The 19,462-nt window shown below is 46.9% G+C and carries 18 protein-coding genes and 1 tRNA gene; 12 read left to right on the plus strand and 7 right to left on the minus strand.

Annotated elements, in window-relative coordinates:
• Positions 1 to 159 precede the first annotated feature (159 nt).
• Both BN3003_RS04045 and BN3003_RS04050 read left to right on the plus strand, forming a co-directional pair.
• Positions 160 to 849 (plus strand): DUF551 domain-containing protein, encoded by a 690-nt coding sequence (locus tag BN3003_RS04045; RefSeq protein ID WP_058305464.1) that lies wholly within the window; start codon positions 160 to 162, stop codon positions 847 to 849.
• A 112-nt stretch (positions 850 to 961) separates the two neighbouring features.
• The gene (locus tag BN3003_RS04050) at positions 962 to 1,171 is read left to right on the plus strand and encodes a helix-turn-helix transcriptional regulator (RefSeq protein ID WP_058305465.1); all 210 of its coding nucleotides are present in this window, start codon (positions 962 to 964) and stop codon (positions 1,169 to 1,171) included.
• A 639-nt stretch (positions 1,172 to 1,810) separates the two neighbouring features.
• Here the strand turns inward: BN3003_RS04050 and BN3003_RS18755 are convergent.
• Positions 1,811 to 2,071, minus strand: coding sequence for a hypothetical protein (locus tag BN3003_RS18755; protein ID WP_147645327.1), 261 nt, complete (start codon positions 2,069 to 2,071; stop codon positions 1,811 to 1,813).
• Positions 2,072 to 2,282: 211 nt separating this feature from the next.
• The gene (locus BN3003_RS04060; RefSeq protein WP_058305467.1) at positions 2,283 to 2,876 is read right to left on the minus strand and encodes an adenine phosphoribosyltransferase; all 594 of its coding nucleotides are present in this window, start codon (positions 2,874 to 2,876) and stop codon (positions 2,283 to 2,285) included.
• 183 nt (positions 2,877 to 3,059) lie between these two features.
• On the opposite strand from BN3003_RS04060, the gene gmk reads away from it, so the two are divergent.
• The 9 genes from gmk to BN3003_RS04105 all read left to right on the plus strand — a co-directional run bounded on the left by gmk (position 3,060) and on the right by BN3003_RS04105 (position 14,453).
• Entirely contained in the window at positions 3,060 to 3,671 is a 612-nt protein-coding gene (gmk, locus tag BN3003_RS04065) for a guanylate kinase (protein WP_058305468.1), read from the plus strand.
• A 12-nt stretch (positions 3,672 to 3,683) separates the two neighbouring features.
• Positions 3,684 to 3,890, plus strand: coding sequence for a DNA-directed RNA polymerase subunit omega (gene rpoZ, locus BN3003_RS04070; protein WP_058305469.1), 207 nt, complete (start codon positions 3,684 to 3,686; stop codon positions 3,888 to 3,890).
• Between the two features lie 7 nt (positions 3,891 to 3,897).
• On the plus strand, positions 3,898 to 6,057 hold the full coding sequence (locus BN3003_RS04075) for a RelA/SpoT family protein (RefSeq protein ID WP_058305470.1): 2,160 nt from the start codon (positions 3,898 to 3,900) through the stop codon (positions 6,055 to 6,057).
• A gap of 233 nt (positions 6,058 to 6,290) precedes the next feature.
• Positions 6,291 to 6,503 carry a 30S ribosomal protein S21 gene (gene rpsU, locus BN3003_RS04080; protein WP_058305471.1) on the plus strand — a complete coding sequence of 71 codons (213 nt, stop codon included), beginning with the start codon at positions 6,291 to 6,293 and terminating at the stop codon, positions 6,501 to 6,503.
• A gap of 69 nt (positions 6,504 to 6,572) precedes the next feature.
• Complete coding sequence (locus BN3003_RS04085; RefSeq protein ID WP_058305472.1) at positions 6,573 to 7,019, plus strand: GatB/YqeY domain-containing protein; 447 nt, start codon at positions 6,573 to 6,575, stop codon at positions 7,017 to 7,019.
• Positions 7,016 to 8,794, plus strand: a complete 1,779-nt coding sequence (gene dnaG / locus BN3003_RS04090) for a DNA primase (RefSeq protein WP_058305473.1) — start codon at positions 7,016 to 7,018, stop codon at positions 8,792 to 8,794. The genes BN3003_RS04085 and dnaG overlap by 4 nt, the downstream gene beginning before the upstream one ends.
• Before the next feature lie 72 nt (positions 8,795 to 8,866).
• Positions 8,867 to 10,828 carry an RNA polymerase sigma factor RpoD gene (rpoD, locus tag BN3003_RS04095; protein ID WP_058305474.1) on the plus strand — a complete coding sequence of 654 codons (1,962 nt, stop codon included), beginning with the start codon at positions 8,867 to 8,869 and terminating at the stop codon, positions 10,826 to 10,828.
• 58 nt (positions 10,829 to 10,886) lie between these two features.
• Positions 10,887 to 10,962: transfer RNA gene (locus BN3003_RS04100), tRNA-Ile, on the plus strand.
• 812 nt (positions 10,963 to 11,774) lie between these two features.
• Positions 11,775 to 14,453, plus strand: a complete 2,679-nt coding sequence (locus tag BN3003_RS04105; RefSeq protein ID WP_058305475.1) for a hypothetical protein — start codon at positions 11,775 to 11,777, stop codon at positions 14,451 to 14,453.
• A 134-nt stretch (positions 14,454 to 14,587) separates the two neighbouring features.
• Here the strand turns inward: BN3003_RS04105 and BN3003_RS04110 are convergent, their stop codons facing one another.
• The gene (locus BN3003_RS04110) at positions 14,588 to 15,673 is read right to left on the minus strand and encodes a glycosyltransferase family 4 protein (protein ID WP_058305476.1); all 1,086 of its coding nucleotides are present in this window, start codon (positions 15,671 to 15,673) and stop codon (positions 14,588 to 14,590) included.
• Between the two features lie 373 nt (positions 15,674 to 16,046).
• Between BN3003_RS04110 and azu the strand changes: the two genes are divergently transcribed.
• Entirely contained in the window at positions 16,047 to 16,643 is a 597-nt protein-coding gene (gene azu, locus BN3003_RS04115; protein ID WP_058305477.1) for an azurin, read from the plus strand.
• A gap of 134 nt (positions 16,644 to 16,777) precedes the next feature.
• Here azu and BN3003_RS04120 read toward each other — a convergent pair whose 3' ends face one another.
• The 4 genes from BN3003_RS04120 to BN3003_RS18335 all read right to left on the minus strand — a co-directional run bounded on the left by BN3003_RS04120 (position 16,778) and on the right by BN3003_RS18335 (position 19,106).
• A complete protein-coding gene (locus BN3003_RS04120) occupies positions 16,778 to 17,680 on the minus strand; it encodes a recombination-associated protein RdgC (RefSeq protein WP_058305478.1) in 903 nt (300 codons plus the stop codon).
• A gap of 60 nt (positions 17,681 to 17,740) precedes the next feature.
• The gene (locus BN3003_RS04125; RefSeq protein ID WP_058305479.1) at positions 17,741 to 17,992 is read right to left on the minus strand and encodes a hypothetical protein; all 252 of its coding nucleotides are present in this window, start codon (positions 17,990 to 17,992) and stop codon (positions 17,741 to 17,743) included.
• Between the two features lie 81 nt (positions 17,993 to 18,073).
• Positions 18,074 to 18,913 (minus strand): DNA cytosine methyltransferase, encoded by an 840-nt coding sequence (locus tag BN3003_RS04130; RefSeq protein WP_058305480.1) that lies wholly within the window; start codon positions 18,911 to 18,913, stop codon positions 18,074 to 18,076.
• A gap of 64 nt (positions 18,914 to 18,977) precedes the next feature.
• The gene (locus BN3003_RS18335; protein WP_082625536.1) at positions 18,978 to 19,106 is read right to left on the minus strand and encodes a Com family DNA-binding transcriptional regulator; all 129 of its coding nucleotides are present in this window, start codon (positions 19,104 to 19,106) and stop codon (positions 18,978 to 18,980) included.
• Between the last annotated feature and the right edge of the window lie 356 nt (positions 19,107 to 19,462).

The following is a 19,462-nucleotide window of genomic DNA, read 5'->3' on the forward strand; positions in this document are numbered from 1 at the left end:
TGCGCCACATGCAAACACAAAGCCCGCGATTGTAGCGGGTTAAATTTTGCGCAGATGAAAGTGATTAAGCGGTATGACACGCACCAAGGTGTGAAGTGTACCGAATACGAACAAACAGCCACCCGCCGAGGTGGCTAAATTTTTGCCCGAGGAGGCGTGATGATACCCACACAGTCACAATTTGACCTACTCTATTCAGACTATCAGCAACTTGATACCCCTGAGCGATTTGGTCAATACATTTTCAACCGCACAGGCTTTGAAATTAAAGGCAGTTACAACGAAACCGACACGAAAGCGGCGCGGTACATGCTGCGTAGAGCAGTAATGATTAACCAACTCACCCCCGCAACCGACTGGGTGAAGTGCAGTGAGCGGATGCCTGAGCATGGTCAGCGTGTTTTATGGAATGTAAAAGGCGTTATGGCAGTTGGTCACCACTTCTTGTTCGGCTTTCAAGATGAGATTCATTTGGACAGTGGTGGCTATTTTATTGTTGAAAATATGGATGATGCTGAGTGGATGCCCCTGCCCACCCCGCCGCAAGACGAACACAGCGCCTTAGGGCGCTTTTTTTATGGAGCAAATATGAGTCCTTCAGACCTACTAAATTACCACCTTGCACAGTACGGTGACACCAAAAATGCTATTTACATCAAACTTTCAGATTTAATCCTCCAGTCAATATACGTTGATTTTCATAGCAAAGAGCATCTTAGTAACTGGCTTGATGAAACTATTGAAGATAAGTTTGAAGAATCCGCGATTGAGCAATTCGGACAACAGCAATTTGATGATGAAATTTGCAAGATAGCAAACGCAATTGCCGACGAACTTGGATTGCAGTAAACGAACACACAACCCCTAACGGGGCGTTTTTTTGGAGTGAATTTGTACATATATATAGTATAGATTCGCTCTCAGCAAATTATTGGTGCAATTGATTACAGGAAAGAATAAAATGAGCACAGAAACCAATCAAGATTACGACCTCATCGATATTAAAGAGGTCAAGGCAACAATTGACATCTCAACTGCAACAATTTACCGCATGATGCAAAAAGGCACTTTCCCACGCCAACGCAAAATTGGTAAGCGCTCATTGTGGCGCAGCGACGAGATTAAAAAATTCAAACAAAGCTTGGAAGAAAACCAAGACGCAAACTGTTAAAACAGTATTAAATACAGTATCAAGGTTTTATCATTGTCGTTTTATCCTTTATAATCAATGCATTTAATTTCCTTGCAACAGTTGAATGGGGATGCATCTGCATTACCCCTCTCCAACAACAAAGCCCTGAAATTCAGGGCTTTGTTTTATGCAAATCACACACAACAGCGTGCCTAAAGCAAAGAATTGGAGCCTTGCGCTGAACAACCCTGTCTATGACTTTCGTCCCCAGTTAATTGCAGTGCTTGGCTCCTGTGTACATTAAAACCCAAGTGTTTAGATAAATATAATGAATAAAGCAACAGCCAAACATTACCTTTAGTAATGCCAACATTCTGATAAGTTATACATGCCACGATGAAACCAGCTAAGCATTGCTGAGATAGACAGCCATGACCAATTCTGCACAGACTCACGATTAACTCGCCAAATCAGTCCATACCATTACTCTGCGTATGCCACACCAACACCAATGCGGCCTGTACATCGTTTACAGGCCGCATTCAGTGTGATTCACGATGTGTACTGCTTACAGCAATAGCCACCTGCTTCATGTGCCGCATTAGGCAAACTCGACAAGAAAAAAGCCTGCCAAAATGGCAGGCTTGCGGATAATCCCTTCATGGAAGTAAGCATGTCTTAGACGGAATGCCCATCTTGAAACTCACTTGGTCTGATTGTAAAGCCGACCAAACTCCCCAAGTTTACATCGCCAATATGGGAGGCTGTGATGTGCTCATCATACGGGAAATGAGGGCAAAGAAAATGCGACATATTGTCGCAGCGATACGCCCAAGGAATTGGCTCACCAAACGCGCTGAAAGCTTTTAAAATCATTGCCTGTGTTGGGCAAGCATCCACTATCACAACAACCATCCAAAGGCTAATTAGCTCACGCATTCATTACTCACTGCTGCATTCAGCCCAAGACAGCCATAGCCATCTATTGCCTCAAACCTCAATCAAACCATATCTGTGTTTGATCTACACATTGATGCACCAACAATAATAAGCGGCCTGTAAATGATTTACAGGCCGCTTAAGGACATACTTAAGGACATACAACAAACAGTGGCTCAAGCTGCGCAACACTGTTTATGATTCATGCCAATTATTTGTCGTTATTTGCTTCGTTTGCATCGGCCACGATATCGCCTTCGCTTTGGCACAGACTGAACAAAGGCACGCCCAGTTTGCGTATGCGCTCGCCACCGGGCAAATCACTGAATTCCAATACTGACACAGCTTCCACCACCACCGCATTCAAGCGGCGGATTAAGTTAATACCGGCTTGCATGGTGCCACCTGTGGCCACCAAATCATCCACCAATAACACACGGTCGCCCGGCTTCACGGCGTCGGTATGGATTTCCACACAGGCTTCGCCGTATTCCAAAGCATAGTTTTCCGACACGGTGGTAAACGGCAATTTGCCTTTTTTACGGATGGGCACAAAGCCGACGTTCAATTGATAGGCCACGGCGGCACCGATGATGAAACCGCGTGCGTCCAAGCCGGCAACCACATCAATTTTTTGCGACATATAGCGGTACACCAACAAGTCTACCAACAAGCGAAAATGCAACGGGTCTTGCAAGATGGGGGTAATGTCATGAAACAAAATGCCCGGTTTTGGCCAATTCGGCACTTTGCGTATGTTCTGCGCCAACGCCTCCGCATTAAAAACCTCGGGGTGTATCAGCATGATGTAATCCTTAAAACACTATTTTTGAATTTTCCTATTATATAACTCACCGAGATAAATTATAATGTGCGCCCGCAACATTTCTCCAAAATAATGCTCTAAAGACGGAATTTGCATGGCGTGACCAATTGCTGCACTGCACGGCTTCAGGCATAATCTTATTTTGGTAAGGACAACACACTCATGGACAAACCCACTCTCGGTCAAATTTACATCATCTCTGCCGCTTCTGGCACAGGGAAAACCACCATAGTTGGACAGGTGCTCAAACGTGATCCGCGTGTGCGTTTATCTATTTCACATACTACCCGCCCAGTGCGTACTGGCGAACAACACGGTGAAGATTATTTCTTTGTCAGTGTGGATGAATTCAAGCAGTTGATTGCCAAAAATGAGTTTTTAGAATACGCTCAAGTTTACGACAATTTTTATGGTACCAATGCCAATGTGGTGCGCGATTTACAAGCCCAAGGTTACGATGTGATTTTGGAAATCGACATCCAAGGTGCTACCCAAATTCGTGAAATCCTGCCCGATGCCCTCAGCATTTTCATTGCACCACCGTCCATGCAAGAGTTGGAGCAACGACTGGTAGGACGCGGCACCGACAGTGAAGAAGTCATTGCCAAACGCTTGGGCAAAGCCCGTTTTGAAATCAATCAAGCACGTTTTTTTGATTACATCGTCATCAATGATGATTTGGAACGTGCTTGTTGTGATGTGTTGAGCATTATGGAAACGCAGCGTTTGTGCTGTCAAAAACAATTACCATTTATTGATGAATTATTAAAATAGAAAGGTCTTAACATGGCTCGCGTTACTGTTGAAGATTGCGTCCCTCGCATCCCTAACCACTTTTTGTTGACTTTGACTGCCGCTACCCGTGCGCGCCAATTGGCTCACGGCGCAACGCCTTTGGTGGAAGAAAGTGGCAAACACAAACCTACCGTGACTGCTTTGCGCGAAATCGCCGCAGGCCAAATCGGTGTTGAATTGTTAGACCGTCAAAAATAAGGCAGATATGAAGAAATACGTTGGCAAAATCCCATACGATGCGGTATCACAAGCGGCCAAAGACAAGTTAATGGCCGCTGTGACGTATTTAAAGCCAGAAGATGTGGCTTTGATTGAGCACGCTTGCGACTATGCCAACGATGCCCATGTAGGCCAAACCCGCCAAAGCGGTGAGGCCTACATCACCCACCCCATTGCCGTTGCCACAGAGTTGGCGTATTGGCACATGGACGCCATCAGCATTGCCTCTGGTTTGATGCACGATGTCTTAGAAGACACCGGCACCACCAAGCTGCAACTGGCGGCCGAATTTGACGACACCATTGCCGACATTGTCGATGGTTTGTCCAAATTGGAAAAGCTTGAGTATTCAAGCAAAGAAGAACACCAGGCTGAGAGCTTCCGCAAAATGATTTTGGCGATGATTAAAGACATTCGCGTCATCATCATCAAGCTGTCAGACCGCTTGCACAATATGCGCACCTTGGGCGCAGTCAGACCCGACAAACGCCGCCGCATTGCCAATGAAACCTTGGAAATTTATGCGCAATTAGCCAATCGCATCGGCCTGAACGAGGTCTATCGCGAATTGCAAGACTTGGCGTTTAAGAGTCTGCACCCCAATCGCTACAAAGTCTTGACCCGTGCCCTAGAAGCCTCACGCCGCAACCGCCGCGATGTGGTGGGCAAAGTCTTGACCACATTCAGCCAATGTTTGGTGGCCTTCAATATTGAAGCGCAAATCAAAGGCCGCGAAAAAAACCTGTTCAGCATCCACAGCAAAATGTTGCAAAAGAATTTGCGCTTTGCCGAGGTCATGGACATTTATGGTTTTCGCGTGATTGTGAACAACGTGCCCACTTGCTATACCGCTTTGGGCGCTTTGCACAGCATTTACAAGCCCAAACCCGGCAAAATCAAAGACTACATCGCCATCCCCAAAAACAATGGCTACCAAAGCATACACACCACGCTGGTTGGTCCCTATGGCTTGCCGATAGAAGTGCAAATTCGCACGCGTGAAATGGACGAAATCGCCGAAGGCGGTGTGGCCAGCCATTGGATGTACAAATCCAACGGTGCTTCGTTTGATGCCGCTTCTGTACGCACCCATCAATGGATGCAAAACATCTTGGATTTACAGGCCGAGAGCGACAACGCCATCGAATTCTTGGAACACGTCAAAGTCGACTTATTCCCGGACGAAGTGTATTTGTTCTCGCCCAAAGGCAAAATCATTGTATTACCACGCGGCGCCACGCCGATTGATTTTGCCTACGCCGTCCACACCGACATCGGCAACCACTGTGTTGCGGCGCGTGTGAACAACAATATGGTGCCGCTGCGCACAGTATTGAATACCGGCGACACCATCGAAATCATCACCTCAACCAAATCCAACCCCAATCCGGCTTGGTTGAACTTTGTCGTCAGCGGCCGCGCCCGCAGTGGCATACGTGCTTGGATCAAGACCATGAACCGACACGATGCGGTGGTTTTGGGCGAAAGCTTGCTGAACAAGGCTTTGGTGAGTTTGTTACCGAAGCAATTGTTGTTGTCAGAAGAATTGCGTGACCAATACTTGTCGCAATTGGCGCACAAAAACACCAATTTTGAAGATGTGTTGTACGAAGTCGGTATGGGCCGTTTATTGCCGGTGGTGGTGGCCAAAGACTTGGCCAAGTTGGCCGGTGAAACCTCGTATGAAATCAGCAACATCAATCCAGTCAAAATTTACGGCACCCAAAATGGCAACATCAATTTGGCTCAGTGTTGTCGCCCGATACCAGGTGATGCCATTCGCGCCCAATTGGCCGAAAACCAAGGCATCTTGGTGCATCGCGACCAGTGTGCAACCATATTATCCATCGATGCCGATCATCAATTGCCAGCCAATTGGGACTTAATCGACACCGAACAATTGTATCCGGTGCAATTGCAAATCAATGCCCGCGACAAACAAGGCTTGCTGGCCGCCTTGGCCAGCGCTATGTCGGGTGCCGGCGCGAACATTTTGTCGGTTGAAACCCCATCAACCTCAGTAGACGGCATTGAAGGCTTTATTGAATTCCGCTTTAAGTTAGAAGTGAAGAATTTGCACCATTTGCAAAAAGTGTCCAAAGCCATAGAACAAATCCCACAAGTGCGCAAAGTCATTCGTGCTTAAACAATATGAGGATTTACAGGCCGCTTCTTGTCTTACAAGCGGCCTGTAAGCAATTTTAGATTGACAATACCAGCCAGACTCACTATCATAGCGAATTCTTTTAATTGATTTAGCTTGTCTGGGGGTGATTTTTTATTGGCGTAGCCTTACAGGCCGGCCTAAAACTTTGGCACATTGCCAAAATCACTTTGTAGTACCTATTATTTATTAGATTTATTTAAAGGATTTCCCGAATGCCAGCTATTCGTGTAAAAGAAAACGAACCATTTGAAGTTGCGATGCGTCGCTTTAAACGCGGTGTTGAAAAAACAGGCTTGTTAACTGAGTTACGTGCTCGTGAAGCTTACGAAAAACCAACTACCGAACGCAAACGCAAAAAAGCTGCTGCAGTAAAACGCTTGCAAAAAAAATTGCGCAGCCAAACACTGCCTCCAAAATTGTACTAAGATACATATTTGAAAACACCGCAGCTCGCTGCGGTGTTTTTCCGTTGCGCTAACCCAAGGAAATCAATCATGCAAACCAAACAACGCATCAGCCAAGACATGAAAGACGCCATGCGCGCCAAGGAAGCGGACAAACTCTCTACCATCCGCATGCTTATGGCTGCCATCAAACAAGTCGAAGTGGATGAACGCATCGAAGTAGACGATGCCCGCATCATCGACATCGTGACCAAAATGATTAAACAACGTCACGACTCGGTCAAAATTTACCGCGACAACAACCACAATGAAGCTGCCGACAAAGAACAAGCCGAAATCGATTTGTTGCACAATTATTTGCCTGCTCAACTGAGCGAAGCCGAAGTCAAAGCTGAAATTGCCGCCGCTGTGGCCGCCACTGGTGCCAGCTCTATGGCACAAATGGGCCAAGTCATGGCCATTTTGAAACCGAAACTCAACGGCGTTGCCGACATGGGTCAGGTATCTGCATGGGTTAAAGCCGCTTTAAATTCATGATACCCAGCGATTTCATCGACGAATTATTGCAAAAAGTGGACATAGTCGACGTCATAGACGAGGCTGTGCCACTGAAAAAAGGCGGCCAGAATTATCTGGCCTGCTGCCCGTTTCACAAAGAAAAAACCCCTTCTTTTACCGTCAGCCCAAGCAAACAGTTTTACCACTGCTTCAGCTGCGGTGCACATGGTAGCGCCATAGGCTTTACCATGGAATACAACGGCATGTCGTTTGTCGATGCCGTTGAAAAATTGGCCGACCGTGTCGGCCTCGTTGTGCCGCACACCAAAGACAGCATGGCTGTCGACCCGGCAGTAAAAAAAGCCAAGCAACAGCAAAAACTGGCGCTGCAAGACACCACCCGCTTGGCGGCAGAATACTATTACCAGCAATTGCCCAAAAATGAACGCGCGCTGGCTTATGCCCACAAGCGTGGCTTGAGCAACGACATCATTGAGACTTACCAAATCGGTTATGTCGGCGATGCTTGGCAGGCCTTACAGGCCGCTTTCCCAAACGATTACCACAACCCTTTGCTAGAAGAAGCAGGTTTGGTCATAGACAAAGAAGGCAAGCGTTACGACCGCTTTCGGGACCGTTTGATGTTTCCGATACGCAATCCATCTGGCCAAGTCATCGGCTTTGGTGGGCGCATCTTGGACAAAGGCGAGCCCAAATACCTGAATTCGCCCGAAACGCCTTTGTTTGATAAAGGCCGCGAATTGTATGGTTTGTTTGAAGGCAAAGCCGCCATCAAACAGGCCGAACGCGTATTGGTGGTAGAAGGTTATATGGACGTGGTGGCTTTGGCCCAACAAGGTGTCGGCTATGCCGTGGCCACTTTGGGCACCGCCACTTCCGCCGACCACATCAAAACCCTGCTGCGCCACAGCGACAAATTGTATTTTTGTTTTGACGGCGACAGCGCCGGCCACAAAGCCGCATGGCGCGCCTTGGAAAATGCACTGCCGCTGCTCAAAGACGACAAGTCTTTGGCCTTTTTGTTTTTGCCCGATGGCGAAGACCCAGACAGTTACATCCGCGCACATGGCAAAGCAGCCTTTGAAGACTTGTTGGTACACCACAGCCAAGCCTTATCGGCGTATTTGTTTGCCAAATTGACGCAAGGTTTGGATTTGCATCAACACGAACACCAAGCGCGACTGGTACAACAAGCCAGTCAATTGATCGCTCAAATTGGCAATGCGCCGGCACTTAAATTGCTGCTTAAAAACAATTTAATGGATTTAACTGGCATAGACAGATACGATTTGGCCCAATTAATGGGCGAACAAATCAAAACCAAGCCTGTCAAAGCCAAAAACTACCGTTTGCCCGTCATGCCGCCACAAGCGGTCAGCCATACTTTGGTAGAAACCCAAATCATGTGGCTATTGATAAATCCCAATTGGGCCTCATATATCACTCTACCCGAGTATTGGCCTTTACAAGGTGATTATGCGTGTTTAGCAGATCTGGCAGATATGTTAAAATCATCACCCGCACCAATGAGCACCGCCCGCGTTTTGGAGTTGATGCGCGACAGCATCCATGCAAATGCCATTAACCAATTAATGCGTCATGTGTCGCAATACATGGAAGGCTTTGTGAACTCCAGTCCTGAAGACGAACAAGGCTTTCAGGACGGCATGCAGCGCTTGTTAAAAGAATTAAAAGCACAGCAAATCCAAGATTTGGTGCTTAAAAACAGTACAGTAGGTCTGAGTAACGATGAAAACCGTTTGCTAGTGGCACTGATCAGTGACCGGCCTTAAGCCAATACAGCAAACCAAACGGACAGCACGTTGCTTGTGATATCCTCCGCAACCTTAAGCTTTGAGAACAGTATGGCAAATCAAAACCCTAAAAAACAAGAACTTGAGCAAGACACTCATGATGATGCACCTTTGAGTGTGGAGGAACAACGTGCGCGTTTGCGTCAGTTGATTATTTTGGGCAAAGAGCGCGGCTACATCACTTATGCCGAGATCAATGACCATTTGCCAGACGATGTGTCCGATACCGATCAAATCGAAAACATCGTCAGCATGATTTCTGGCTTGGGCATCCAAGTATCGGAAGAAGCACCCGATGCCGATTCATTATTGATGAACGATGGCGCCACTGGTGTGACCGACGAAGATGCCGTGGCCGAAGCCGAAGCTGCTTTGTCTAGCGTGGATTCAGAATTTGGCCGCACCACCGACCCTGTGCGCATGTACATGCGTGAAATGGGTCAAGTGGACTTATTGACCCGTGAAGACGAAATCATCATTGCCAAAAAAATTGAACGCGCCCTGCGCAATATGGTGGAAGCCATCAGCGCCTGCCCTAGCACCATTGAAGAAATCTTGGGCTTGATGCAACGCGTTCGCGATGATGAAATTCGTGTTGACGAGGTGGTTGAAGCCATTATCGATCCAGAGGAAGAAGAAGCGGCCTTAAACGCCATCGCCGAAGAAGCCTCTGAAGCGGCTTTGGCAGAAGACGATGAAGCCGAAGCCGATGTGGATGCCGAAGAAGACGAAGACGAAGAAGTGGGCGAAGAAGATGGTGCTGCCATCGCCAGCGCCAACTTGGAAGAATTGCGTCAAAACGCCTTGGCCCATTTTGAAATCGTGTCAGTGAAATTTGACAATATGGTCGTGGTGTTAGAAAAACATGGCAGCGCCCATCCTGAATACGTAGCTGCACGCCAAGCCATTACCGAAGACTTGTTAAAAGTACGTTTTGCTACCCGCCAAATCGAAAGCCTGTGTGAAAGCTTGCGCCAACGCGTGAACACCATCCGCCATTTGGAACGCGGCATCCGTGATATTTGTGTCAACAATGTGCACATGCCTTTGGAGTATTTCCGTGAGCATTTCGCACCTAATATGGTCGATGTGAACTGGGTTGAAAATGAGTTAGACCGCAGCCACAAAGATTGGAACAATGCGTTAGAGCGTTTCAAATTCTCCATCATGGAAAAGCAAACCAAATTATTGGATTTGCAAAAACTGTCGCGCTTGTCGATTGAAGAATTAAAAGACATCAACAAAGACATGGCACGCGGCGAACGTGAATCTGCTTCGGCCAAACAAGAAATGATTCAAGCCAACTTGCGTTTGGTGATTTCGATTGCGAAAAAATACACCAACCGCGGTTTGCAATTCTTGGACTTGATTCAAGAAGGCAATATCGGCTTGATGAAAGCGGTAGACAAATTTGAATACCGCCGTGGTTACAAATTCTCGACTTACGCCACTTGGTGGATTCGTCAGGCCATTACCCGCTCGATTGCCGACCAAGCACGCACCATCCGTATTCCGGTGCACATGATTGAAACCATCAATAAAATGAACCGCATTTCACGCCAATACTTGCAAGAAACGGGCGAGGAGCCAGATTCTGCCAAATTGGCTGAATTGATGGAAATGCCAGAAGACAAAATCCGCAAAATCATGAAGATTGCCAAAGAGCCTATCTCCATGGAAACCCCAATTGGTGATGATGATGATTCACACTTGGGCGACTTCATTGAAGATGCGAACAATGTCGCCCCTTCTGATGCCGCCATGTACTCAGGCTTGCGTGAAGTGACCAAGGAAGTCTTGGAAAGCTTAACCCCACGCGAAGCCAAAGTCTTGCGCATGCGTTTTGGTATTGATATGAATACCGATCACACATTGGAAGAAGTGGGCAAACAGTTTGATGTGACCCGTGAACGCATACGTCAGATTGAAGCAAAGGCCTTGCGCAAATTGCGTCACCCTACTCGCTCTGAGCGCTTAAAAAGTTTCTTAGACAGTGAAGAAAATAAGCAATAATCTGCTTTAAGGGCTTTTAATCAAGCGGCATTTTTGTTATACTTCCGCTTCTTCTTAAGGGCCTGTAGCTCAGCGGTTAGAGCAGGGGACTCATAATCCCTTGGTCGAGAGTTCGATTCTCTCTGGGCCCACCAATTTGCCTTATTTGATAAGGTTTACAGATTAGCCACCAATACGGTGGCTTTTTTGTTTTTATTTATAGACGGTTTTGTAGACGGTCATCTATCACATCACAGATATGAGCATCATTGGCACTTGTGTGAGCCCCACCAATTTAACCCATGTCCATCCATGGTGAGATTTATTAAATATCCATGCCATGTCCATTTAACACTCTCTAAGCCATTGCTTAAAGTGTCTGCTATTGGAATGAAGCACTTCCCTTTGCCCAGATTCAACGTCCCTGTGCACCACAACTATTTTGGGTTGAATCCAGCTCATCTATGCACAAGCAATTTGTCCCACTCTTGCATTCAGCCTGTAACTTATGCCAATTTGCTTTAAGTTTTAAGCATAATGATGTACTAAGCCATCAAAATATGCCACAAACTAACGCGCTAACATTTTTTTACATTCAACCCGAATAATGGGTTTATTAACATGTTGACTTGTCAACATGATGGTTTAATTGTTCTACAATACGCGCCATTATTGAAACTTATTGTTGCAAATTTCTATTACGCATAATCATTCAACATAGATATATTCTAATAAAAATCAATATCTAACATCTCAATTGAATAAATCATTAATATAAAAATTAAATCATAGTATTGAAAAAAACTTTAGTGTAGAATCACTACTTAATTAATATACTAATAATTAAATACCCTTTTATTTCCACTTCTTTTTTTATTTTTTCCTCTACAAATATATGACAAATAAACAAACAGCAATCATTGCTTTGGGCTTAATCACCGAAGCAAAAAAGCCCCCCTCTGTAACTATGCTCAATCAACAAGCAGAGGATTATCTTGCAGCGCAATTGTCCAGCAGCCTTGACACCAACCATGTGCCAACAAGCTTTTTACAGCAACAACACTGCATTGATGTACCACGTCAATTGCTGATCGATATTTTGCCTTTTGTGGAGGATGGATGCCATCCCACATCTGAACTGGCGCCTACCGACTACCACCACTCCCGTCGCTATGCGCGCTATTTGTTCAGCAATACCCAACAGCTGTTTTGGAATACTTTAACTGCCCTATTTGATGAGCATAAGAACGATCTTGAACACATCATCATGTTCATAGACATGGGAGATGCGTTTGCCAATGCAATCTGGATTGATTGTTTGATGGCCTTGCAACAACGTTATCCTGAAGCTTCGTATTTCCCAGTATTCATGTTTCCAGACATGAGCACCATGAACGCAGCACAGCGAGCCAATATCGGTGCAGCGGCCTTGGAATTGAAACAATTCAGCTCAAAACAATGGCAGCCACAAGACATCAATACCGGTGAAAATTACAATACCGATGCGCCTTTGTGGTCGGCTGCGTACATTCAAGCCATTCCGAAAGAACAACATGAGCGTTGCTATCTGAATTTGGCCAACAACATTGTCCATTTGGCAATCAGCCGTCAGCAACAATTGCACGCCACGATGGCGAACTATTGTCCCTCCAGCCAATCAGTGGCCATGCAAGACCACGATTTGCCGCAATTTACTTCGCTGTATCACAATTATGTCGATTTCGATTGGAATGGCCTCAATGAGGTATTAAATCAACAAGTCGAGTTGCAGGCAGCGAAATGGTTGCCTTACCAAGCCCACACACCCGATTTTTTTGATGTGGCACGGCTGCAAGAACTGAAATTGATCTTGAGCTCAGCACAATTGGGTTTGGTGCCACATGCCGCAGATTCCGCTTGGCAAGACATCAATGCGGTATGGACTTTACAAGCCCAAGACCATTTACAAAGCCAGCCTGAAGGCAATTGGCACACCCAATTGCAGCAATTAAGCCAACATTTACGCCATGTCTACCAACAGACGTTTTGCGGTGTCGGCGTCACCCGCTATTTTGATGTCAGCGAAGCGGCCATCAAGCAAGTGGTCACCGAACATGCCAGTGAAGTGGAACAAGCCCTGATCCAATTGTGGCAAGATGGCCATGCCAGTTTGTTTGATTTGAAAAACATACTGGAAACCCTCATTGGACACGACATCGAACGCCACCAAACCTTGGCCTTGCAATTGGAAACCTTGGCACGTGAAATCAATGCCTACAGCAAATGGTTTAAAACCATCGAACAGACTTGGCATGAGGCTGACAAAGCAACACGCCACCAATTGACGCAGCAATACCCATTGCAACAGACTATGGGCAAAATGGTGCATGCGTTTGCACAGCGCAGCCATTACCAAGCCACTTTGTATGCCAGTGAATTGCTCACCGGTTTACAACACCAATACTTGCAATTGCACCAACAATTGGACGATTTAATCGATGCATGCCAATTACAGGCCGCATCTGCGCAAGCGACACTCACGCCACAATTAAGCAATGACGCCCCTGCTTGGCAACGCAAACAATACAATCAAATGAATTGTGCGTTTACCTTAGCGCCGAACCAAAACAGTGTGGAAGCTTGTGCGACCTTGTTGGCAGAATCGGTGCAGCATTTGGTAGCAGACGTACAAGAGCGTTGTGCTCACAGTGGTTCTTTGGCAGCGATGTTGCCAATATTGCAATCGCAGTGGCAACACACAGACCCCACATCACCAGCATCAGACCTCCATCAGCATGTCTTGCCAGAATCATTGCGCCAGCACATCGTGCGACAACGCATTGTTGATTTGGATGCACAGCAAATACAAATGTTGAGCATGGGTGCCTTGGGTGATTTGCAAAAGAAAGTGGGCCGACTCACACCCGATTTACAGCCCTTGTTGGATTACCAGCAACAGCAACATGACTTCTCATTTTGGGCGGCGCATCCCCATTTAAAACCGCTGTTTGAAAATAAGGCTGTGCGTTTGGCTTTTCGCCATCAAGGTTTGGCCGTGCCCAATGACTTACAGAATAATGACGTGGCCGCAGTCAAATGTGTGTACGCTCATGCCGTACATTTAGAAGAATGGCTGCAAATGCCCATGTGCATCAAGGCTTACCAAAGCTACAGCCATGATGAAACCGCGCTGCTGCATTTGCACATCGAGGGCAATAATTTGCACATCGCCGATTTGCAACAAAAAAGCTGGAACCGCAACCGCGACTTGATACGCCAACAATTGCTATTGGCTTATGCCTCAGGCAGTTTGTATGCCCACAATGCCGACATTTACTGTTTGCACCTGCAAGCGACTGAAGCGGTGTATTTCAAGCATTTAAGCCTGAACGACATCGTCGACCACATCAGCTTGCACGACATGAAGTCTTTGTTGCACAAACATGAGCAAGAATACCTCAGTTTGCAAAACCAGACCCAGCTGATTCAGAGCAATTTGAAATCGGCTTTGCGCCACATTCAAGCCGAAACCTTGAGCAATGGCAAACTGCCAGAAGATGCTTCTTGGCAAGAGGCAGGCAGCTTTATTGCATGGAATCGCGCGGCTAAGAAATTGCAAAAGCGCTGGTTTAGCCACAACGATGAAGTGGTGTTGCAAGTGGGTTAATCCCCCTTACATATGTCCGCTACGACCCACACAGGCAATCTTCTTAACGGTTTTCATCACACACAACAAGCGGCCTGTAAACCCCTAGCTAAGGTTTACAGGCCGCTTTCTTTGCTGTCTGAGAATTAACGCCCTTATTCTGCCAACAATTGCAACAAACGTTGGGTATTGAATTGCGGTGAAAACTGCTGTCTGACCTGCGTTTGTCCCGCTGCCGCCAAGCGTTGCATTTCTTGCGGATGGGTCAAGCCGTAATCCATCGCCTCTGCCCACGCCACTGGCGTGGCTTCGCTCACAATCAAGCCAGTTTGCTGGTGTTGCACAGTCTCAGGGATACCGCCAACATTGCTGACGATAACTGGCACGCCCAAGCCCAAAGCCTCGATTTGTACCATGCCCAAAGGCTCTAACAGCGATGGCATCACCAGCAATTGCGCTCGCCGCAGCGCCGGTGCCACCGCACTGAGTTCCCCCAGCCACACCTTATCGCTCAAACCCAATTGCGCGATTTGCTCCAACAAAGGCTGCTTCTTGCCACCACCAGCCAGTATCAACACCAGCTTGGGATGGCGTTCCAACAATTTCGCCATTGCCGCCAACACAATGTGGTGGCCTTTTTCACGCCGAAACATGCCCACTTGGATGATGACCTCGGCCTCAGGCCGCGCTGCCAACCACTGTTGCAAATCTTCAGGCAAGACCGCATCGTGTTGTCCATCCAGCTTGGCAAAATCCACCCCTGGATACACCACCTCAACGCGCTTGCTTGGAAACTGTTTTTGTATCTGTGCCTGCATGAATTGACTCGGCACCATCACCACATCCAAAGGCAATACAGATTGCCAAGATTTCTTCTTGTCATTGGTGTAATACGTACGCGAACGAATGATTTTCGGGCGTTGGCGCAGCCACAAACAGGCAATGCTCAAATTATTGGCATCGTGGCCGCTGTGGCAAACACACGCTGTCGGTTGGTAATGTTTGATGGCTTGCAAAATGCCGCGCATGGTGGGCAGATGGGCGCTGTTGCGAAACGGCAAGGTGATGGTGGTCAATTGTCTGGCCTGAGCATGCGCCGCAATCAAGCCTTGCTCGGCACACAGCAACACGCACAGATAGCCTTCTTGTTGTAAAGCCTGCATTTGCTGTAATAATTGCCACTCTTGCCCGCCCATATTTTTTGAGCTCTCTAAAAACAACACCGCTTTTTGCTTGTTCATCTGTTTCCATCTTATCTCAACGCCGACAGACGCTGTTTGTGTGTGCATTACTCAGTGTATATGCGGCCTGTAAAGCGCTTACAGGCCGCATATACACTCGCGCCGCCCATTTTAAAGGCTAGCGGCCTTGCTGTGTATCTTTATTGCGCACCCTAAGCTTGCACACCCTCACCGTGCGCAGCATCGACGCCATACAAAATCGCCGTGACATCAAGCCGCCCTGCCCATGCCATGAATGCGGTAAAATAGCGCGCTTATTGCCATGATGTGGCAAGCTTAACGCCGCTTAACGCGGGTTTGATTTAAAACAGGGCCGTTTTTAACCATTGCAGTAAAGTGGATTTCACCCACTGTTACGTTCTTAAGGAATGTCATGAACCATCTTCATCATCCGCTTACTTTGGCCGTTTTGGCCTGTATGGCTTTGGGCTTGAGCGCTTGTGGCGGCGAATCCAGCACGCCCGCACCCACACCTCCGGCAGCCAGTAGCGCCGCGCCTGCCAGCACACCAAGCAACGATGCCGTAACGGCCAGTGCCGTGGCAGCCAGCAGCACGGCCCCTGCTGCTTCCGCCGTGGCCACAGACAGCGCCTGCAGCTTTGATTTGTCTGGCAACGATGCCATGCAATACAGCGTCAAAGAAATCAGCATACCCGCGTCTTGCCAGCAATTCACCATCCACTTCAAGCATGCGGGCAGCATGCCTAAGGCGGCCATGGGTCACAATGTGGTCATCGCCAAAACCGAAGATTTGACCGCCGTGATTAAAGATGGCTTAAAAGCGGGTCCAGCGGCCGATTACGTCAAAGTCGGTGACACACGCGTGTTGGCCAAAACCAAGCTCTTGGGCGGCGGCGAATCCGACAGCCTGACAGTGGATGTGGCTGCCTTAAAAGCAGCGCCGTATTCGTTTATCTGCACCTTCCCTGGCCACACAGGCACGATGCGCGGCGTGTTGGTGGTGAAATAAACGTTTAAACTGATGACATCTGTCATGCAAACCAAAATTGTAAGGCGGCGACGGCTTTTAAACTAAACCGCGTCGCCTTTTGAACCAAATCTTACCGCGAAAAGCATCCGCTTTTGAACCAAATACCGCAATTTTTATGCTGGTATAAGGCCACCTAAATGATCTATTAACTCATGTATTAAGAGGCTGAGATTTTGAGTCATGATGATTTGGGTGGCTGTCATTAGACTTACCATATCGTCGCCTTGATTGGCAGCTTCTTCTTGCAGCATGTCTAAATACTGAATGCGCTTTAGGCTCATATCTTCATTTAAGATAAAGCGAATTTGGTTATTCCAAACTAAACCCAATTGTGTGCATATTTTGCCATGCTCTAAGTGTTGTTTTACTTCATCGGCAGCCAAGTCTTGTTTGCTGATTTTGATGACTGGTGCTGCATCACCAACGCCTTTGAGCTCACAGTCGCTATCTAACTCAAAATTACCAGCAGCCTCACTTTGCTCCAGCCATGCAGTCATCAGTGAGGTGGGCGATTCGGCTGTGCGAGGTAAGGTAGCAGGCAAACTGCCCAAAGCTTGGCGCAACTGGCTGACAAAGTTTTCAGCTTTATTGCTATTGCTTTGGTTAACCAAAAGCAATTTACCAGACACATCAATGATGGCTTCTGTATAGCGTGAGCGGGTCAAAGCACGTGGTAACAAGTCATCCGTAATTTGTTCTTTCAGTTCCATTTTTTCTTTACGGCCAACATTACGGCCTTCATTGGCTTGGATTTCGGCAATTTTTTCATCCAAAACTTCACGTATCACGCTGGCAGGCAATACCTTGTCTTCTTGGCGTAAGTTGATGCGCCAACTTTCTTGAGCATTGAATACCATATCTTCTTGAAACGGCACCGCACGAGCAAAGCCTTCGCTTTTCCAATCCAAACCTTGGCAAGGTTTGAAACTTGCATCTTCAAGCTTGGTTTGAATCTCTTCTAAATTCAACTCAATATCTTGGGGTAAGACGAAAAAGCTAATTTGTTTGAACCACATTTGAAATCTCCTAATAAAAAAGCCACCGATCTGGTGGCTAGAATGTCATTGTTTAATAACTCAATCATCAATCAAACCTGGTAAAACTTCACCATAGGTTCCAAGGTGTGAGACCTTACCAATTTCGCCACTTCCTTCGTCATACTCTTGCGAAACTGCGATTGCACCTGCTTTTTTTCCTGCCAAATGTTCTGCACGGTTTCTTGCATCTATAGCAGTAAGGCAAGCAATGGGGGCCTCAGCTTTTAATTCTTTCTTTTTCTTTGCATTCAACTGATAAGAAAAAGCCACAACTATGTAAGCAGTTTTCATGTTCAAACCCGAATGTAATAAAACATGAATATTGTTACATATTTCTAATTGATTTAAAACTGGTAGATTGTGAAATTTAATTTAAGTCATGAAAGTCGGTTTTAGCTTTTGGGCAACCCAACGTGCGACCGGCGGACAGACGGCGTTTCCGGAAGCCCTAACTTCTTGATGGTTGGCCTCATCCAATCCTTTAAGAAGCCCATCATCTGTAATCGTTCGGCTCCGCTCAACCATCGAATCCCATCCGTTTGGCACAGCGATGATATTAGAACCACCGAGGTCGATGCAGCCATGCCCAATACCTGTAAGTAACGTACGGTGCGCGTTTGACCAGCACGAGCCCGCCGCTGTCTTGCCTGAAATGTTTTCCATTGGTCCGGCGTTAGCCATAAACTCGACTGGGGGTTGTTTTCCCAATCCAGCGACCAAGAAAACTCGACGGCGTCCCGTGGGGACTCCGAAATAGCGAGCATCAAGCACCCGCCATCCCCCCAAATACCCGCATTTGGCAAGGGACTCGACGACTGTTTGAAAGTCTTGGCCATTGTTGCTAGTGAGCAACCCCGTGACGTTTTCAAGCACCACCCATTGAGGTCGTAAGGTATTGACGATATTAAGTGCGTCGAAGAATAAGCCTGTTCTTGCTCCTGCAAGGCCGCGCCGCTTTCCCATTTGGCTGACATCTTGGCAGGGAAAGCCTCCGATAATGACATCGACAGGCCAGAGTTCAGGAAAGCAGGTTCGCACGTCTGTGAATTGTTGAGCGTGTGGGAATCGGTCTTGCAAGACTGCTCGGCACACATCATTGATTTCGACTTGCCATGAGGTTGTGAATCCTACTTGCTCAAATCCAAGGTCGAAACCTCCAATTCCTGCAAACAAACTACCGACTGTGGGACATTTTGTGGAGGGCGCATCCATATATTCCTTTCAAGAATACATGGCACTCTTGGTGCTCTTATGGCACTCGTGGCGCTCTGAATTATTAAAGATCGTGTTTAAACTCATTCATTGCTTTGCATTTTGGGCATTTGATTATGAAAATAAATTTGCCTGCTGCTTCGCATAATTTACGCTTACAATGCTTACAACGAATTTCTGTTACATTAATCATCTTGCAGATTCTCCATCATCAATATAGAATCCGCTTACCTGTACAGGTGGCGGCTTTCTGATGCAGGTCTACACTGCGGAGGGACATGGTAAGTGTTCATAGCATTTACCATGTCGCCGTCTTCACATCGTTATAAATGAGATTGCTGGCGGCTCTTTCAATTCTTGGTATTCGCCAAATTCAGTAGCACTACAAAACCGGCATTTATACAACCCTTGTTTGATGGTGCAATCCTCACCTGAAGCTTTTAAAATAGTGCGTGTGCGATTGCCAATATGTACCCATTCATGCTGATTTTGCTTACATGCAGTCAATTTGCACCTCTCTTTTTCAAGCTATGATCCCAGTATACAAAA

Source organism: Vitreoscilla massiliensis (assembly GCF_001457815.1).
GTDB lineage: Bacteria > Pseudomonadota > Gammaproteobacteria > Burkholderiales > Neisseriaceae > Vitreoscilla > Vitreoscilla massiliensis.

Excerpts from the sequence above, each read along its gene's own strand:
- BN3003_RS04075 (WP_058305470.1), top strand. The coding sequence starts at position 3,898 with ATGAAGAAATACGTTGGCAAAATCCCATACGATGCGGTATCACAAGCG.
- BN3003_RS04085 (WP_058305472.1), top strand. The coding sequence starts at position 6,573 with ATGCAAACCAAACAACGCATCAGCCAAGACATGAAAGACGCCATGCGC.
- BN3003_RS18335 (WP_082625536.1), bottom strand. The coding sequence starts at position 19,106 with ATGATTAATGTAACAGAAATTCGTTGTAAGCATTGTAAGCGTAAATTA.
- gmk (WP_058305468.1), top strand. The coding sequence starts at position 3,060 with ATGGACAAACCCACTCTCGGTCAAATTTACATCATCTCTGCCGCTTCT.
- rpoZ (WP_058305469.1), top strand. The coding sequence starts at position 3,684 with ATGGCTCGCGTTACTGTTGAAGATTGCGTCCCTCGCATCCCTAACCAC.
- BN3003_RS04105 (WP_058305475.1), top strand. The coding sequence starts at position 11,775 with ATGCTCAATCAACAAGCAGAGGATTATCTTGCAGCGCAATTGTCCAGC.
- BN3003_RS04045 (WP_058305464.1), top strand. The coding sequence starts at position 160 with ATGATACCCACACAGTCACAATTTGACCTACTCTATTCAGACTATCAG.
- rpsU (WP_058305471.1), top strand. The coding sequence starts at position 6,291 with ATGCCAGCTATTCGTGTAAAAGAAAACGAACCATTTGAAGTTGCGATG.
- azu (WP_058305477.1), top strand. The coding sequence starts at position 16,047 with ATGAACCATCTTCATCATCCGCTTACTTTGGCCGTTTTGGCCTGTATG.
- BN3003_RS18755 (WP_147645327.1), bottom strand. The coding sequence starts at position 2,071 with ATGCGTGAGCTAATTAGCCTTTGGATGGTTGTTGTGATAGTGGATGCT.
- dnaG (WP_058305473.1), top strand. The coding sequence starts at position 7,016 with ATGATACCCAGCGATTTCATCGACGAATTATTGCAAAAAGTGGACATA.
- BN3003_RS04130 (WP_058305480.1), bottom strand. The coding sequence starts at position 18,913 with ATGGATGCGCCCTCCACAAAATGTCCCACAGTCGGTAGTTTGTTTGCA.
- BN3003_RS04110 (WP_058305476.1), bottom strand. The coding sequence starts at position 15,673 with ATGAACAAGCAAAAAGCGGTGTTGTTTTTAGAGAGCTCAAAAAATATG.
- BN3003_RS04060 (WP_058305467.1), bottom strand. The coding sequence starts at position 2,876 with ATGCTGATACACCCCGAGGTTTTTAATGCGGAGGCGTTGGCGCAGAAC.
- BN3003_RS04120 (WP_058305478.1), bottom strand. The coding sequence starts at position 17,680 with ATGTGGTTCAAACAAATTAGCTTTTTCGTCTTACCCCAAGATATTGAG.
- rpoD (WP_058305474.1), top strand. The coding sequence starts at position 8,867 with ATGGCAAATCAAAACCCTAAAAAACAAGAACTTGAGCAAGACACTCAT.
- BN3003_RS04125 (WP_058305479.1), bottom strand. The coding sequence starts at position 17,992 with ATGAAAACTGCTTACATAGTTGTGGCTTTTTCTTATCAGTTGAATGCA.
- BN3003_RS04050 (WP_058305465.1), top strand. The coding sequence starts at position 962 with ATGAGCACAGAAACCAATCAAGATTACGACCTCATCGATATTAAAGAG.